This is a genomic window from Pseudomonas sp. B6(2017), from assembly GCF_002112765.1.
Taxonomy (GTDB): domain Bacteria; phylum Pseudomonadota; class Gammaproteobacteria; order Pseudomonadales; family Pseudomonadaceae; genus Aquipseudomonas; species Aquipseudomonas piscis.
Genome location: NZ_NEIQ01000031.1, coordinates 14421 through 29398, shown reverse-complemented (window position 1 = coordinate 29398; position 14978 = coordinate 14421). Strand labels below are relative to the sequence as shown.

Genomic DNA, 14978 nt, shown 5'->3' with positions numbered 1-14978 from the left:
GCCCCCGCAACCCTGGTGCAACAAGCCCGCCAGACCACCACGGCCTCCCTGAACAAGCGCCGGGAAATCACCCTGCGCGCCGCCGCCAGGTTGCAGGCCGGCTGATCCGGCAATCGTCAGGCGCGGCGTACCGGGCCGTGGCGGTCGCTGGCCAGCAAGGAGTCGATACCGCCATCGCCATAGACCCGCTCGACCCTGGAGATCACCACCTGGTAACCGGCGTACCAACGCCGGTACTGGCGCTTGGCGGCAAGGTGCCGGGGGTCGCGGGCGAAAGCCTGGATCGACGCCTCGTCCTCCCAGTAGTAGCTGGCGTTGACCAGGCCCTGGCCAGCGTTGGCCCAGGACTGGGCACCGACGAAACCCGGCAGGCTGGTGGCGACTTCGTCGATGATCGCGCTCAAACGCTGGAACTCTTCGTCGGCCTGGCCGGGTTTGTAGATAAAGGCGGCGATGTACATGTTCGGACTCCATTGGGGAAAAATCAGCTCGGCTGGGTCATCAGCGCCAGGCGCAAGGCCAGGGCCAGCAACACCACCGCCAGCAGCCAGGACTGCAACCTGGCAACACCTGCCGTACGAGCGGCCAGGCCACGGCCCAGGGCGGCACCAAAGACTCCCAGGCTGGTATGAAAGACGCCGCTGACCAGGGTCAGGACCAGGCCCAGGACCACCAGTTGCCAGGCGATGCTGCCCTGCCCGGGGCTGACGAACTGCGGCAAGAAGACCATGAAGAACAACAGCGCCTTGGGGTTGAGCAGGCTGTTGCCCATGGCCCGGACGAACACCGTGGCCAGCGGCACCCGGGGCGTGCCGGCAAGGTTCAAGCCAGCCCTGCTGCCCAGGGCCTTCCAGGCCAGCCACAAGAGGTAGGCGACCCCGGCGTAGCGAATCAGGTCCAAGGCCGGCGGCCAACTGGCCACCAGGGTGGTGACGCCAGTGGCGGTGAGCAGGGTCAGGCAGATATCCGCGACCCCGATCCCCAGCCCCGACGCGACCCCTCCCCGCCAGCCATAGGCCATGCCCTGGCTGATGACGAAGGCCATGTTCGGCCCCGGTGACAACAGCAACAACAGTACGGCACCGATGAAGATCGATAGGGTCGTCCAGTCCGGCATGCTTGCGCGCTCCTGCGGGAAAGCCGGTAGATTAGGAGCCCTTCCTGATACAAACAAAAAACTGTTCTAGATACACCGGGAGCCCAGCAATGCGCCGCACTCGCTACAAGGCCATCGTCGATGATTTCGCCCTGCGCATTCGTGCCGGGCAATTGCCGCCCGGCACCCAGTTGCCCACGGTCCGGGCGCTGATGGCCAGGGAGCGGGTAGCCCTGGCCACCGCCTTGCGGGTCTACCAGGAGCTGGAAGCCATTGGCCTGGTGGTGGGCGAGGCCGGGCGCGGGACCTTCGTGCGCGACAGCAGCCTGTCCCGGGGGATGGGCCTGGAGCAGCAACCGGCCAAGGACTGCGAGGTGGACCTGTCCTTCAACTACCCGGCCCTGCCCGGCCAGGAACAGAGCCTGCGTGAGGGCCTGCGGGCCATCGCCGCCTCCGGCGACCTGGATGCCCTGCTGCATTCCGCTCCCCAGGGCGGGCGCCTGCATGAACGCCAGACCGCGGCCCGGCACCTGCGCAATCGCGAGATCCGCGTCGGCGCCGAGCAGGTGCTGATCGTCAATGGCGCCCAGCAGGGGCTGGCGGTCAGCCTGCTGGCGCTGCTGCGGCCCGGGGATGTCATGGCGGTGGACGCCCTGACCTACCCGGGTCTCAAGAGCCTGGCCCTGGTCCACCGCCTGGACCTGGAACCCCTGCCGCAGATCGATGGCCTGACCGACCTCGACGCCTTGGAAGAGCTGTGTCGCCGGCGGCCGGTGCGCGCGCTGTACTGCATGCCTACCCTGCACAATCCCCTGGGCACGGTGATGCCCCTGGCCCAGCGCCAGCGCCTGGTGCAACTGGCCCGCAAGCATGACTTCTGGCTGATCGAGGACGGTGCCTATGCCTTTCTCGCCGAACCGGCGCCGCCACCACTGCAGACCCTGGCGCCGGAGCGCACCTTGTACATCTCGGGTTTGTCCAAGAGCGTCGCCTCGGGGCTGCGCATCGGTTTCATCGTCGCGCCCCCGACGTTGATCCCGGCCCTGGAACGGGCGATTCGAGTGTCCAGCTGGAGCACCCCGACCCTGACCGTGACCCTGGGTTGCCTGTGGATCGAATCGGGACTGGTGGACAACCTGGAAGAGCAGAAGCGCCACGACGCCCGCCAACGCCAGCACCTGGCTGCCAGGGTGCTGCAAGGCTGCGATTACCTGGCCAACCCTTCGTCCTACTTTCTCTGGTTGAAGCTGGAGGACGGTCGCCGGGCCGACAGCGTGGTGGCGGCCCTGGCCCGGCAGAAAGTGACCGTGACCTCGGCAGATCCCTTCGCCACCACGACCCACACGCCCCAGGCGTTGCGCCTGGCCCTGGGTTCGATCAGCCTGGCGCTGCTGGAACAAGCGCTGCACAAGGTGCACAGCGAAGTTACCCGTTGACCGACCGGAGCCTGGCCGTTGCGAGCTCCGGACACATGAAAACCCGGGCGAAAAAAAACCCGCCGAAGCGGGTTTCTTTCAAGACCATCATGACATCCTGTCTGCAGCATCCGTGCTAATGGTCGATCTTCCGTGATCCTGAAGCGCGTCCTGCGCTGCAGTTGTGGGAAGAGATATTAAACACGCACCTGGGTAGGCAGAAGGCGCATTGAAATACAGCGCGTGTAGGAAATTGGCTACAGCACACCTAGGCAATCCCTTAGGCCATCATGCCAGCGCCTGAATCGCCAGGGCCGCCAGCTGCAATTGGTGGCGGACACCGAGTTGATGATCGTCCTGGAGGAACCAGGCGGCAGACAGGCCACTGAAGGCCAGCACCCACTGCACCAGCCGCCGGGGTTCCAGGTTGGCCGCTTCGGCGATCACCTGTACCTGGCGCTCGAAACGCAGGGGATCGGTAGCGCTGGGCAGGTCCGGATTGCAGATCAGGTTGGCGAAATCGAAACAGCGTTCGCCACGAACCCGCTTGGGATCGATCACCAGCCAGCCACGCTCGGCGAAATCCAGCACGTTGTCGTGGTGCACATCGCCGTGCAGCACCACTTCATCCCGAGGCGTGGCGAGCAAATGATCGGCCATGGCCAGGCTCTCGACGAACAAGCCACCCTGGTGCTGCGCCGCCTCGCGCAGGTCCTTGAACCAGTGGTCCAGCGCCAGCAAGGGTGGCCGGGGTTCAGGCCGTGGCGCATGCAGGCGCGCCAGGGTGGCGCAAACGATCCGGCTCACCGCATCGTGCTCGCCAGCCAGGGCCATGCGCATCAGCGACCCCGGCCCCATGGCCCGCTCCATCAGCAGGGCAACGTCTTGCTGGGCGTGTACCCGCGCCGCGCCCTCGCCGTCCCACCAGGCCATCAACCGGTTGCCGGCTTGTTCGTCTTCATCCAGGGCGATCTTCAGCATCGCCGGTGCGCCAGTCTCCAGGCGCACCGGCAACAGGCGACTGCCGGGGGTGACGATGGGTTCGCCATCGGCCAGCAGGCGCCAGCGTTCAATGTAGGTTGCAAACACAACAGCAGCTCCGAGCGACAAGCTGCAAGTTTCAAACGGCGCCGGGCACCTGCGCAAGGTTGGCAGCCCGGCAATCATTGCTGGCGCAGGTAGTTCTCGATATTGGCCATCTGCTCGTCCCAACCGCGGCTGTTCATGCGAAAGGCCTTGAGCCGGCGTTCGGCGGGAATGGCGTCGAACCCCGACTCACTGACCCGCAGCAAGGTGCCTTCGGGGTGCTCGTCCAGCTCGAAGCACACCAGGGTGGTGGGCTCGTTCGAGTAGTCATGACCCGGCTCCACGGCGTAAGGGTGCCAACGGAAGGAGAACAGCTCCTCGGGCAGCATCTGCTGCACCTGCAACTCCAGCACCAGGTGTTCGTAGCCGGGGTAAGTGATGGCGCCACGGGCCTGTTGGCCCGGGGCGAAATGCTGGCCGGCGAGCGTCACGCCGAACCAGCGACCGAAGCTCTGGGCCTCGCTCAACGCGGCCCAGACCTGCGACGTACTGGCCTGGAGCAGCACTTTGCGTTCGATACGATCTGAAGAATTCATAAGCCACCTCCAGTGATCAACACTAGACCGCCCTGGGTCCAGCGCAACCGTCAGTTGCTTGCGGAGCGACCCGGCGGCCTTGGATAAAAATGCTAATGTCACCCACCCAACGCTTTCGCAAAGGACCTGCTATGCCCCTCGCCCTCCTCGACCGCTATCGCGGCAGCCTGCTGGGCCTGGCCTGCGGCGATGCCGTCGGCACCAGTGTCGAATTCAAGCCCCGCGGCAGCTTCCCACCCGTTACTGACCTGCAAGGTGGCGGACCGTTCAACCTCAAGCCCGGCCAGTGGACCGACGACACCTCGATGGCCCTGTGCCTGGGAGAAAGCCTGCTGCGCAAGGACGGATTCGATGCCGCCGACCAGATGGGTCGCTACCTGAACTGGTGGCAGTGGGGTTATCTGAGCGCCACCGGCGAATGCTTCGACATCGGCATGACCGTGCGCCAGGCCCTGGCCGACTACCAGGAGCATGGCCAGCCCTTCGCCGGCTCCAGCGATCCCTATACCGCCGGCAACGGTTCGCTGATGCGCCTGGCACCGGTAGTGCTGTTCTTCTACCCCGACCTGGCCCGGGTCCGGCAGTTCGCCGGCGACAGCTCGCGCACCACCCATGGCGCCGCCGAGGCCATCGAATGCTGCCAGCTGTTCGCCAGCCTGATCGCCAGGGCCCTGGCCGGCGCCTCCAAGCAGGAGCTGCAGGTGGTGGAGGACATACAGTTCGAGCAAGCCAAGGTGGCGACCCTGGCTCGTGGCAGCTACCTGAGCAAGGCCCGCGAAGAGATTCGCGGCAACGGTTATTGCGTGGACTCCCTGGAAGCGGCGTTGTGGTGCTTCCAGCACAGCGACAACTACGCCGATGCGGTGCTGGCCGCGGCCAACCTGGGGGACGATGCCGACACCACCGCCGCCATCGTCGGCCAACTGGCCGGAGCCTTCTACGGCATCCAGGGCATACCCGGGCACTGGCTGGCCAAGCTGCACATGGGCCAGGAGATCCGGGCCATGGCCGATGACCTGCTGGCCGCCGCCCAACGCCAAGCGCCCGCCCGGCCGTTGCACGGCAGTTGCCTGTGCAAGGCCGTGCAATACCAGGTCGAGCGCCTGGACATGCCCATCGGCCACTGCCATTGCCAGACCTGCCGCAAGGCCCACGCCGCCGCCTTTGCCTCCACAGCCGGGGTAATGCGCGAGCACTTCCGCTGGCTGTGTGGCCGGGAACACCTGAGCAGCTACGAATCGTCCCCGGGCAAGCTGCGGCACTTCTGCTCGGTCTGCGGCTCCCACCTTCTAGCTGAACGTGCAGGACAACCCCATGTGATCCTGCGGGTAGCGACCCTGGACGATGATCCGGGGCAGACGCCGCAGATGCATATCTGGACCTGCCACGATGTGCCTTGGCTGGCCCATGCAGGCCTGGACAGCTGGCCCGAGTGGCAACCCGGCCGCGACTAGACTGCGATTCTTCCCACTGACCGATTGCGAGAACTTCCATGCGCCCAACCCTGATCCTGTTCCTTGCGCCCATGCTGCTGGCGCCATTGGCCCATGCCGGCGAGTGCAGCGACGCTCCCGACCAAGCCGCCCTGAGCCAGTGCGCCAGCCTCGAGTACAAGACTGCGGACAAGGAGCTGAACAGCCTGTACCAACAGATCAGCCAGGGCCTGAAGAACCAGGCGCAAACCAAGCAGCGGTTGGTTGGCGCCCAGCGCGCCTGGGTAGCGTTCCGCGATGCCGAGTGCGGCTACGCCACCTCCGGCGTGGAAGGTGGCAGTCTTTATCCGCTGGCCTACAGCCAGTGCATGACCGCACTGACCAAGGTCCGGGTGGAGAACTTCAAGAACTACCTGAAGTGCGAGGAAGGTGACTTAAGCTGTCCGGTGCTGGGGCTGTAGCGGGCGCCGGTCTCCAGCCTCGCGGGAATGTGGCCCGGCGCGGCACGCTGTACCGGTGGTTTTCTTTGCAATTGGACCTTGCATTTCTCCGTCGCCGCCGCAGAATCACCCCGCCCTGCCTGGCCGTTTGCGCAGGCAGTGCAATTTCCCCCTATTGCAAAGGAACCTTTGTTCATGGATAGAAGCGCCAGCGCCCGTCTCGGCTCGCTGATCCTCTCGTTGTCTGCTCTGGCCCTGACCGGATGCAAGGAAGAATCCAGTCCCAAGACCGTGGCTGCCGCGCTCGCCCCGGCACCTGCCGCCATGGTGATCCCGGTGTGCGCCAACGGCGAATGCGCAGTGCTGGACCAGAACGGCGCAGTGCTGGTCGGCGCCGACAACGACTACGACGCGGTGGTCACCCTGCCCCTGGACAAGAGCTTCCTGTTCGCCAAGGACGGGACCTGGAACCTGGCCAGCGCCGACGGCAAGCAGATCCTGCTGGCCAACTTCACCGACGACCTGCGGCCATTGACCCCCGGCTACTTCGGCTTTGGCCAGGACGACAAGCTGGGCATCATCGACCAGAGCGGCAAGCAGGTGCAGCCACCGCGCTTCGACGACTTGTACGTGGGCGGCCAGGATGACTTCATCGTCTATGAGCTGAACGAGAAACGTGGCCTGCTGGATGCCAAGGGCCAGGAGCTGACCCAGGCGCTGTATGACAGCAGCGTGGTGCGCGACGACTTTGCCAAGCGTGGCTGGTGGATGACCGCCGAACGCGGCGAAGAAAAATGGGCGTTCAACCTCAAGACCCACGAGCAGAAGCAGGTCGAGTTCGACAGTATCGACAGCGCCGCCAATGAACATCTGGTGGTCAGCAACGAACAGGGCAAGTCCCTGGCCGATGCCCAGGCCCGCCTGGTGGATCCTGCCCGCTACTACTGGCTTGGGGTACCCGGCGAAAACCGCGTGGCCTTCCGGGAAAAATACGACACTCCATGCGGCTACCTCGACCTGCAAGGCAAGGTCGTGATCCAGGCCCAGTTCAGCACCTGCGAGGTGTTCGGCCAGCAGGGCGCGCTGGTCACCGCCCAGGCCGCCGAAGGCGAGCACGGCAAGATCGGCATGATCGACCCGCAGGGCCAGTGGAAGGTGCAGCCGGTATACGACTCGGCGGAGCCAGCGGGCTTCAGTCCTCTGGGCCTGTTCCCCGAGGTCCCGGGGCTGAACCAGGTCGGCGTGCTGCAAAGCGCCTTCACCGCGACCTTCGGCATCTTCGATGTGGACAAGGGCGTCGAGTTGTTCAAGCCAACCTACAGCAACATTGGCGCGATCACTCCCGAGCTGTTCGTCTTCAGCACGCCCGACAGCCCGACCAAGCCGGTCACCCTGTTCGGCGAAGCCACCAAGATCGCCACCGTCGGCCTGATGGACGCTAGCGGCAAGGTGCTGATGGAGCCGGGCCAATACGTGGACATCCGCCTGGATAGTACCGGTCACTACCTGCTGGCCAGCGAAGACACTTCGCCGCTGGCGACCGTGGCGTTGCTGGACCTGAAGGGCAAGCGCCTGATTTCCAGCAAGTGGCAGGAACTGGTGGTCGATGAAGCTCGTGGGGCGATCTTCGGTTACGCCGTGGAAGGCGTGGGCGACGACCAGACCCGCAGCCTCAAGGCGCTGTACCGCCTGGACGGCACCCCGAGCTTCCAGGTGACCCAGGTCGACTGTGGCGCCGAGCAGGTCCTCGATGGCCAGGGCAAGGTGCTGTGGCCAACCAATCCGCAGGATCACTGCCCACAGCCTGACGACGACGGCCCAGCCGAAGGCTGAGCCCGGCCCGAGCGGCCACGGCTGCGATCAAGCCTGCTAGGATGCGGGCTTGATCGATTCAGCCAACAGGCCCGGATGGGCCCGACAGGAACTGTCTCCCATGCTCAACGCTTTGCTCTTCGACCTCGACGGCACCCTGACCGACACCGACGCCCTGCACCTGCTGGCCCTGCAACAACTGCTGCTGGAGGAAGAGCAGCGGGTCTTCAGCCACGCGCAATTCATGGCCCATGTCAGTGGCCAGGCCAACGCCAACATGTGCCGTTACCTGTTCCCCGAGCGTAGCGTGGCCGAACACGAAGCCTTCGCCGAGCGCAAGGAGCAGCGCTTTCGCCAACTCTCCCCGCAACTGACGCCGATCCCCGGCCTCCTGCGCCTGCTGGACTTCGCCGAGCAACAAGGCATCGGCACCTGCGTGGTGACCAACGCGCCCCGGGCCAATGCCGAACACATGCTCCAGGCCCTGGGCCTGAGCCAACGCCTGCCGATCGTACTGGTGGCCGAGGAACTGCCCCGGGCCAAGCCCGATCCCCTGCCCTACCTGCGTGGCCTGCAAGCCCTGGATGCCGCGGCCGGCCAGGCGCTGGCCTTCGAAGACTCGGTCCCCGGGATGAAAGCGGCGGTGGGCGCCGGCATCTGCACCTTCGGCCTGGCCACCAGCCAGCGGCCCGAGACTTTGCTGGACGCCGGTGCCCATCGGGTGATCCGCGACTTCGACGATCCGCAGTTATGGGCCGAGATTCATCGACGGCTCGAACAGCCGGCCTGACGCACAGGCCTCGGCAATACCGCAAAGGGTCGGGAGATAGCAGGTAAAGGAGACAGGAGAGGAAGCGGCCAGGGGAAGGGAGGAAAGGGTGCTCGCCCATCACTTCGACCATGGCATCTTAAGTCGAAGCCCCCCTTTGGCTGGGCGAGCAGGTGGCCATGTTACGGAGGCGCCGGGGATGGCCCTATCGGATAAATCCGAAAAGGTTGTGGGATTGTGGAAAAAACTAAGGCGCTTTTTCTTGGGCGCGACCTTTTTTTCACGGCCCTTTCACCTCGACGCCCGTAGATTGGGGCCACTCCTCAACGAATCCCATTTGGCCCGCCCCTGGCGGGCTTTTTTTTGCCCTGGACTCAAGCAACGGCTCTGCTGCAACTAATCAGCTAAACAGGCTTTTGTTATCGCGAATTAGACATCCGGCCTTATGATGGACGCCCTCGTCCCTGTTGCCGGAGACACCCCGTCCCATGTCCGACCTGCTTGTGGTTTCGTCCATCGATAGCCTGGCGGTGCCAGTCACCAGCATTGCCGTGGATTATCCCAACGGCCACGTGATCCCCTCCCACAGCCATCCCCGTTCGCAGTTGGCCTATGCCATCGAAGGTGTGTTGGTGATCGACACCCAGTCCGGACGCTGGGTGGTGCCGCCCAGTCGTGGGGTCTGGCTGCAGGCCGGGGTCGAGCATCGGGTGCGCATGCGCGGCGCGGTGCGCATGCGCAGCCTGTTCGTCAATGTCGACGCCATCAGCGGTTTGCCCGAGAACGACTGCGTGATCGAAGTCTCGCCCTTGCTGCGAGAGTTGATCCTGGCCGCGTCCCAGGTCGATGAGCACTACCAGGCCGACAGCCGCGACGGCCGCCTGATGCGCTTGATCCTCGATGAGATGCGCTCGCTGCCGGTGCTGCCGTTCAGCCTGCCCTGGCCCCAGGAGCCACGCATGCTCCACGTCTGCCAGGCCCTGGCCGACGACCCGGCGGACAACCGCACCGCCGAGCAATGGAGCGACCGCCTGGCCATGAGCGCCAAGACCTTCCACCGCCAGTTCCAGCGCCACACCGGCATTACCTTCGGCCGCTGGCGCCAGCAGGCGCGGTTGTTGATGTCCCTGGAGTGCCTGGCCCAGGGCATGCCGGTGGTGCAGGTGGCCCTGCAACACGGCTACGACAGCCAGAGTGCCTTCGCCGCCGCCTTCAAGCGCCAGTTCGGCACCCCGCCATCGGAGTTCTATCGCTGAGCGCTCAGGCCCGGCGCAGCAGCAATCCGGCCAGTACGCACAGCAACATCGCCGCCCCGGCCAGCAGGAAGGCATCGCTGTAGGCCAGCAACAAGGCGTCGCGGTGCAGTACCCGGTTCATCAGTTCCAGGGCCTGTCGGCGCAGGGGCGCGGCCGCCGCCGAATGCAACGCGCTGGCGTAGTCCAGCGGTGCCTGGGCGAGCATCCGCACCCACTCCACCAGGCGCTCCTGGGTGGCTTGGGCAAACAGGTTCACCGACTCGCCGATGCGCTGGCCATGGAACTTCTCACGCTCCACCACCACCTGGCTGGACAGGGCGATGCCGATGGCGCCACCGACGTTGCGCACCATGGAGAACAGCCCCGAGGCCGAGCCCACCTGGTCCTTTTCCATACCCTGGATGGCCATCACCCCCAGCGCCACCACTACCAGTGACTGGCCGATGCCACGGATCACCAGCGACGGCACTATGACGTTGACCGAGGCATCGGGGTTCAGGTGCATGTTCATCAGGCAACCGATGCCGGTGATGGCGAAGCCGGCGACGATGATGGTCCGCGCGCTGGTCCAGCGCATCAGGTGCGGCGTAGCGAAGGACATGGCGAACTGCACCAGGCCGTAGGGAATCATCATCAGGCCGATCTGCCGGGCGTTGTAGCCGTGGATCTCGGCGAAGTAGTTGGGCACCAGGAACACCACGCCGAACACCACCGCACCGAAGGTGAATTGCATCAGGCTGGCGATGCCAAAGTTGTAGCGGGCCAGCAGCCGCAGGTTGATCAGTGGCTGTGGGCGACGCAGTTCGATGACCGTGAAGGCCAGCAGGCCGACACAGGCCAGCAGCGCGCAGTTGACGATGAACGACGAGGCCAGCCAGTCATGGCGCCCGCCCTCCTCCAGCATGATCTGCAAGGCCGCCAGGCCCACCGCCATGCTCGCGATACCACCCCAGTCGCCCTGGCGCAGCTTCTCCAGGACCATGGGCTGCGGGCGCACCGACCAGCCGATGGCCGCCAACAGCAACAACCCCGGCGGCACTTGCAGGTAGAAGATCCAGCGCCAGGAATAAGCATCCGTGAGCCAGCCGCCCAGGGACGGGCCCGCCGCCTGGGCGACGTTGTTGGCCACCGCGAACAGCGCCATGCCCAGGGGATGGCGGGCCGCCGGCAGCTCGGTGACGATCAGTTGGAACGACAACGGAATCAGTACGCCGCCAAAGGCTCCTTGCAGCACCCGCGCCAGGATCAGGGCGTGGATGTTCGGCGCCAGGGAACAGGCGATGGAGAACAGCACGAAGCCGGCGGTGCCGACCATCAGCACCCGGCGCATGGAAAACACCGAGACCAGCCAGCCGGTCATGGGGATGATGATGATCTCGGCCACCAGGTAGGCCGTGGTGATCCACGAGCCCTCCTCGAAGGTGGCGCCCAGGGAACCGCGCACGTCCGGCAGCGACGCGTTGGTCACATGCACGTTCATCCCGGCCATGAAGCAGCCGACCACGCTGCCCAGCACCGCGACCCAGGTGCGCAGGCTGATCGTTGGCACCGTCTCGGCCGCTGGCTCGGCCACGCGTTGGGCACTAGTCATGGCGGGTATCCACGGTCACCACCACCGACATGCCCGGGCGCAGCTCGGCCTGGCGCGGCTGCCCGGGATCCAGGTGGATGCGCACCGGCATGCGCTGCACGATCTTGGTGAAGTTGCCGGTGGCGTTGTCCGGCGGCAGCAAGGCGAATTGCGCACCGGAGGCCGGGGCGAAGCTGTCCACCCGCCCGGTGAGCACCTGGCCCCCCAGGGCGTCGACCTCGACCCGTGCCGCCTGCCCGGGACGCATGCCCTGGACCTGGGTTTCCTTGTAGTTGGCCACCACGTAGGCCTCCCGGGGCACCACCGCGAGCAGCGGCGCGCCGACTTCCACATACTGCCCCGCGCGCAAGCTGCGTTGCCCGGCAATCCCGGCCACCGGGCTGCGCAGCTCGGTACGGGCCAGGTCGATACGGGCCAGGCGCAGTTGGGCATCGCTGCGGGCGACGCCGGCCTCGAGCTTGTCCAGCTGGGCCCGGGTACTTTGCTGCTCGGTATCGAGCACCGCCACCTGCTGGCGTCGCGCGGCCAGGTTGGCGCGGGCGGCGACCAGCGCGGCATCGGCCTGGCGCGCCAGGGCATCGGCGCTTTCCAGTTGCTGCACGCTGCTGACCTGCTGGCTGGCCAGGTGCCGTTGCCGGCGGCCTTCCTGGCCGGCGCGCAAGGCCTCGGCCTCGGCGGCGCCGACCCGAGCCCGGGCCTCGTCGATCAAGCTTTGCTGTTGTTGCTGGCGCGCCTGCAGGTTGGCCACCCGGGCTTGCCCGGTGCGCCAGTCGGCGCGGGCCTCGCGCAGCATCGCCTCGGCCTGCTCGACCCGGGCCGAATAGTCGCTGTCGTCGATCCGGGCCAAGAGGTCGCCTGCCTCGAGCGCTTGGTTGTCACGCACCTCGACGCTGGCCAGGTAACCGGCCACCCGGGGCGCGATGGTGACGATATCGGCCCGCAGGTAGGCATCGTCGGTCGCCACCAGGAACCGGCCGTCGAACCACCAGTACAGGCTCCAGGCCAGGATCGACAACAGGCCCAGGGTCAGCCCTGCATACAACGCCAGGCGGCGCCGGGTCAGGCCGGGGACAGCGGGAACGGGGGTGGTATCGGTCATTGCGGGGACTCGCCAGTGGCTGGAAGGGAAGAAGCTCGCAACCAAGAGCTGCGAGGGGACAATGCGCGGCGCCCAGGCTCCACCTTGGGCAGGATCACCGGCGGGGCCTCGCGCCAACCGCCACCGAAGGCCTTGAACAGCAGGACCTGGCTGTCGATCAATTGGGCATCGGCCCGCGCCGCGGCAGCCCGGGAGGCCACGTCGGTGCGCTGGGCATCGAGGTAGTCCAGGGCGCTGGAGGCCCCGGCGGCCCGGGCCAGGCCGGCCAGGCGCAGGGCCTCCTGGTTGCGCTCGGCCGCCAGCTGCAGGTCTTGCTGGCGTTGGCCGGCGGCCTGGTAGTCGTTCAGGGCCTGGCGCTGCTCCTTGAGAGCCCCGAGGATGCTGTGGTCGAACTCGGCCAGTGCCGCGCTTTCCCGGGCATCGGCCTGGGCGATGCGGGCACGCACCGCGGTGAAGTTGGGAAAGCTCCAGGACAGCAGCGGGCCCAGGCGCCAGACCGAGGCGTCGCGCTCGTCGAAACCGCTGGGATGATGGGCCGAGCTGGCGATCCCCGCGCCGAGGCTGATCCGAGGATAGAGATCGGCCCGGGCCACACCGATACGCGCCGTGGCCGCCACCAGCCGGCGCTCGGCCTGGCGCACATCGGGGCGCCGGCGCAGCATCGCCAGGGCATCGCCACCGGGCAGGCTGGCAATCAGCGCCGGCGCCTGGCGACAGGCTTGCGCCTGGACCGGCACATCCCCCGGCAGGCGCCCCAGCAGTACCGCCAGCTCGGCCAGGGCCCGCTGGCGCCCGGCCTCCAATGGCGGCACGGTAGCGCGCACCTGGCCCACCAGGCCCTCGGCCCGGGCCACGTCCAGGGGCAGAGCGGCGCCGGAACGATGCAGTTCGGCGGTCAGGTCGCGCCCCTGCTCCACCAGAGCCAGGGACTGGCGCGCCACATCCAGGCGCTGGCCATAGCTGCAGGCTTGCAACCAGGCGCGGGTGGTTTCGGCGGCCACCACCACCCGCAGGCCATCCTCGGCGGCCCTGGCGGCTTCGGCATCGGCCCGGGCCGCCTGCTCCAGCCCTTGCAGGCGTCCGAACAGGTCCATCTCCCACTGCACGTCCAGGCCGATGCCGGAGCGGGTGCCGGTGCGGATTCGCCGGCTGTCGCCCAGCGCCGCCTCCAACTGGTCATCCGCGGTGCTGCCGTAGCCAGTGTTGGCCGACAACCGGGTCTGCGGCTGGTCCAGGCTATCGGCTTCACGCAGCAGGGCCCTGGCTTGCAGCAGGTTGGCCGCCGCCACCCGCAGCTCGCGGTTCTGCCCCAGGGCTTCCTGCACGGCGGCGTTCAGCGCCGGGTCCCGGTACAACCGCCACCACTGGTCGTCGGACTCCGGGGTCGCGGCTGGCGTGGCGGGCAGCTGCAAGGTGGTGTTCGGCGGCCGTTGCGGGCCGACGCTACAGGCGCCCAGCAGGGCGCACAGGGCCAGCACGGACCCACGATGAATAGGCATGAGGGGTACTCGATGGTTCGATGCACCCAACTTTAAGAAGGCCCCTGGCGACCGTCTAACGAGAACTTCCTTTTAACTATCGCAAAATGGTCATTCTCTACCGTTCGTCCAGCGCTGCACTATCGAACTGTTATCCCGAAACTGCTCCAAGGCTGTCGCCCGGCTGAACGAACGTGCGCCAGTGCAGCCGCTCCACGGGGCCGTGGATACACTTTGCAACTCCTCCCTCCCCTCCTTTCGATCGATCGCCATGACCGAAGACTTCGAAGTGCCCAGCCCCCACGAAAAGCATGTGGAACACGTAAGCGAACAGGCCCACGCCCGCAATGACAGCTTCGCCAGCAAGATCGCCGTCACCACGGCGATCATGGCCACCCTCGGTGCCTTGCTGAGCTACCAGGCCGGCTCCAGCGAGAGCCTGGCGGCGATGGACAAGAACAACGCGGCGATGAAAAAGACCGAGGCGGCCAACCAGTGGAACTACTACCAGGCCAAGTCCAGCCGCCAGAACCTCGCGGAGCTGGCAGCCCACATCCCCGGGGTCGACGCCAAGCACTACAGCATCGAGGCCCAGCGCTACCAGAAGGAAAAGGAAGCCGTGCGCCTGAAGGCCGAGGCCCTGGAAGCCCAGGCCCAGGATTGGGATGAACAGTCAGAAGCCACCTTGCACCAGCACCATCGCTGGGCCCAGGCCATGATGGCGATCCAGATCGCCATCTCGATGGCGGCCATCACCCTGCTGACCCGCAAGCAATGGCTGGCGCGCCTGGCCTATGGCACGGCCGGGGCCAGCGTGCTGCTGGGCTCGCTGGCCTGGCTGCACATCTAGCCGCGCGCCTGGGAATCCTCGAGGGCTGCCTGCGTTTGCCAAACCGCCCCCCAACCAATTCCGCCACGGGCCGACGCAGGACCGGGCCGCTCATGGCAATGGGCCAGCCCGCCCGGC

At 66.5% G+C, this 14978-nt stretch carries 14 protein-coding genes and 1 pseudogene; 8 read left to right on the top strand and 7 right to left on the bottom strand.

What is annotated here, in order from left to right; translation table 11 throughout:
* Positions 1-116 precede the first annotated feature (116 nt).
* Together CAG11_RS32205 and CAG11_RS32200 are read right to left on the bottom strand one after the other, a co-directional pair.
* Positions 117-461, bottom strand: a complete 345-nt coding sequence (locus CAG11_RS32205) for an antibiotic biosynthesis monooxygenase (protein ID WP_085600633.1) — start codon at positions 459-461, stop codon at positions 117-119.
* Between the two features lie 23 nt (positions 462-484).
* Entirely contained in the window at positions 485-1117 is a 633-nt protein-coding gene (locus CAG11_RS32200; RefSeq protein WP_085600631.1) for a LysE family translocator, read from the bottom strand.
* Positions 1118-1206: 89 nt separating this feature from the next.
* Here CAG11_RS32200 and CAG11_RS32195 point away from each other — a divergent pair, with 89 nt between their 5' ends.
* Positions 1207-2532, top strand: a complete 1326-nt coding sequence (locus CAG11_RS32195) for a PLP-dependent aminotransferase family protein (RefSeq protein WP_085600629.1) — start codon at positions 1207-1209, stop codon at positions 2530-2532.
* 267 nt (positions 2533-2799) lie between these two features.
* Here CAG11_RS32195 and CAG11_RS32190 read toward each other — a convergent pair whose 3' ends face one another.
* Entirely contained in the window at positions 2800-3600 is an 801-nt protein-coding gene (locus CAG11_RS32190; RefSeq protein WP_085600627.1) for an aminoglycoside phosphotransferase family protein, read from the bottom strand.
* 74 nt (positions 3601-3674) lie between these two features.
* Entirely contained in the window at positions 3675-4133 is a 459-nt protein-coding gene (locus CAG11_RS32185; protein WP_022639856.1) for an SRPBCC family protein, read from the bottom strand.
* 131 nt (positions 4134-4264) lie between these two features.
* Between CAG11_RS32185 and CAG11_RS32180 the strand changes: the two are divergent.
* From CAG11_RS32180 to CAG11_RS32160, 6 genes and pseudogenes are all read left to right on the top strand, one after another.
* A pseudogene (locus tag CAG11_RS32180) lies at positions 4265-5167 on the top strand (ADP-ribosylglycohydrolase family protein); the annotation flags it as partial.
* 48 nt (positions 5168-5215) lie between these two features.
* On the top strand, positions 5216-5587 hold the full coding sequence (locus CAG11_RS34335; RefSeq protein WP_371857942.1) for a GFA family protein: 372 nt from the start codon (positions 5216-5218) through the stop codon (positions 5585-5587).
* A gap of 38 nt (positions 5588-5625) precedes the next feature.
* A complete protein-coding gene (locus CAG11_RS32175; protein ID WP_085600622.1) occupies positions 5626-6027 on the top strand; it encodes a lysozyme inhibitor LprI family protein in 402 nt (133 codons plus the stop codon).
* A 174-nt stretch (positions 6028-6201) separates the two neighbouring features.
* Entirely contained in the window at positions 6202-7839 is a 1638-nt protein-coding gene (locus CAG11_RS32170) for a WG repeat-containing protein (RefSeq protein ID WP_085600620.1), read from the top strand.
* A 100-nt stretch (positions 7840-7939) separates the two neighbouring features.
* On the top strand, positions 7940-8608 hold the full coding sequence (locus CAG11_RS32165; protein WP_085600618.1) for an HAD family phosphatase: 669 nt from the start codon (positions 7940-7942) through the stop codon (positions 8606-8608).
* Positions 8609-9075: 467 nt separating this feature from the next.
* A complete protein-coding gene (locus tag CAG11_RS32160; RefSeq protein ID WP_022639861.1) occupies positions 9076-9843 on the top strand; it encodes a helix-turn-helix transcriptional regulator in 768 nt (255 codons plus the stop codon).
* 4 nt (positions 9844-9847) lie between these two features.
* On the opposite strand, the gene CAG11_RS32155 is transcribed toward CAG11_RS32160, so the two are convergent.
* The 3 genes from CAG11_RS32155 to CAG11_RS32145 are packed head-to-tail and all read right to left on the bottom strand — an operon-like array spanning position 9848 to position 14032.
* Positions 9848-11434: a DHA2 family efflux MFS transporter permease subunit gene (locus tag CAG11_RS32155; protein WP_085600616.1), complete on the bottom strand. Its 1587-nt coding sequence runs from the start codon at positions 11432-11434 to the stop codon at positions 9848-9850.
* Positions 11427-12533, bottom strand: a complete 1107-nt coding sequence (locus CAG11_RS32150; RefSeq protein ID WP_085600614.1) for an HlyD family secretion protein — start codon at positions 12531-12533, stop codon at positions 11427-11429. The genes CAG11_RS32155 and CAG11_RS32150 overlap by 8 nt, the downstream gene beginning before the upstream one ends.
* Positions 12530-14032 (bottom strand): efflux transporter outer membrane subunit, encoded by a 1503-nt coding sequence (locus tag CAG11_RS32145; RefSeq protein ID WP_085600612.1) that lies wholly within the window; start codon positions 14030-14032, stop codon positions 12530-12532. Before CAG11_RS32145 ends, CAG11_RS32150 begins: the two co-directional genes overlap by 4 nt.
* A 250-nt stretch (positions 14033-14282) precedes the next feature.
* Between CAG11_RS32145 and CAG11_RS32140 the strand changes: the two genes are divergently transcribed.
* Entirely contained in the window at positions 14283-14861 is a 579-nt protein-coding gene (locus CAG11_RS32140) for a DUF4337 domain-containing protein (RefSeq protein WP_085600610.1), read from the top strand.
* The last annotated feature ends 117 nt before the right edge of the window (positions 14862-14978 follow it).

Bases quoted from the DNA above. Each gene is read 5' to 3' on its own strand.
- CAG11_RS32200 (WP_085600631.1), bottom strand. From the start codon at position 1,117: ATGCCGGACTGGACGACCCTATCGATCTTCATCGGTGCCGTACTGTTG.
- CAG11_RS32175 (WP_085600622.1), top strand. From the start codon at position 5,626: ATGCGCCCAACCCTGATCCTGTTCCTTGCGCCCATGCTGCTGGCGCCA.
- CAG11_RS32140 (WP_085600610.1), top strand. From the start codon at position 14,283: ATGACCGAAGACTTCGAAGTGCCCAGCCCCCACGAAAAGCATGTGGAA.
- CAG11_RS32160 (WP_022639861.1), top strand. From the start codon at position 9,076: ATGTCCGACCTGCTTGTGGTTTCGTCCATCGATAGCCTGGCGGTGCCA.
- CAG11_RS32145 (WP_085600612.1), bottom strand. From the start codon at position 14,032: ATGCCTATTCATCGTGGGTCCGTGCTGGCCCTGTGCGCCCTGCTGGGC.
- CAG11_RS32155 (WP_085600616.1), bottom strand. From the start codon at position 11,434: ATGACTAGTGCCCAACGCGTGGCCGAGCCAGCGGCCGAGACGGTGCCA.
- CAG11_RS32165 (WP_085600618.1), top strand. From the start codon at position 7,940: ATGCTCAACGCTTTGCTCTTCGACCTCGACGGCACCCTGACCGACACC.
- CAG11_RS32185 (WP_022639856.1), bottom strand. From the start codon at position 4,133: ATGAATTCTTCAGATCGTATCGAACGCAAAGTGCTGCTCCAGGCCAGT.
- CAG11_RS32195 (WP_085600629.1), top strand. From the start codon at position 1,207: ATGCGCCGCACTCGCTACAAGGCCATCGTCGATGATTTCGCCCTGCGC.
- CAG11_RS32205 (WP_085600633.1), bottom strand. From the start codon at position 461: ATGTACATCGCCGCCTTTATCTACAAACCCGGCCAGGCCGACGAAGAG.
- CAG11_RS32170 (WP_085600620.1), top strand. From the start codon at position 6,202: ATGGATAGAAGCGCCAGCGCCCGTCTCGGCTCGCTGATCCTCTCGTTG.
- CAG11_RS32150 (WP_085600614.1), bottom strand. From the start codon at position 12,533: ATGACCGATACCACCCCCGTTCCCGCTGTCCCCGGCCTGACCCGGCGC.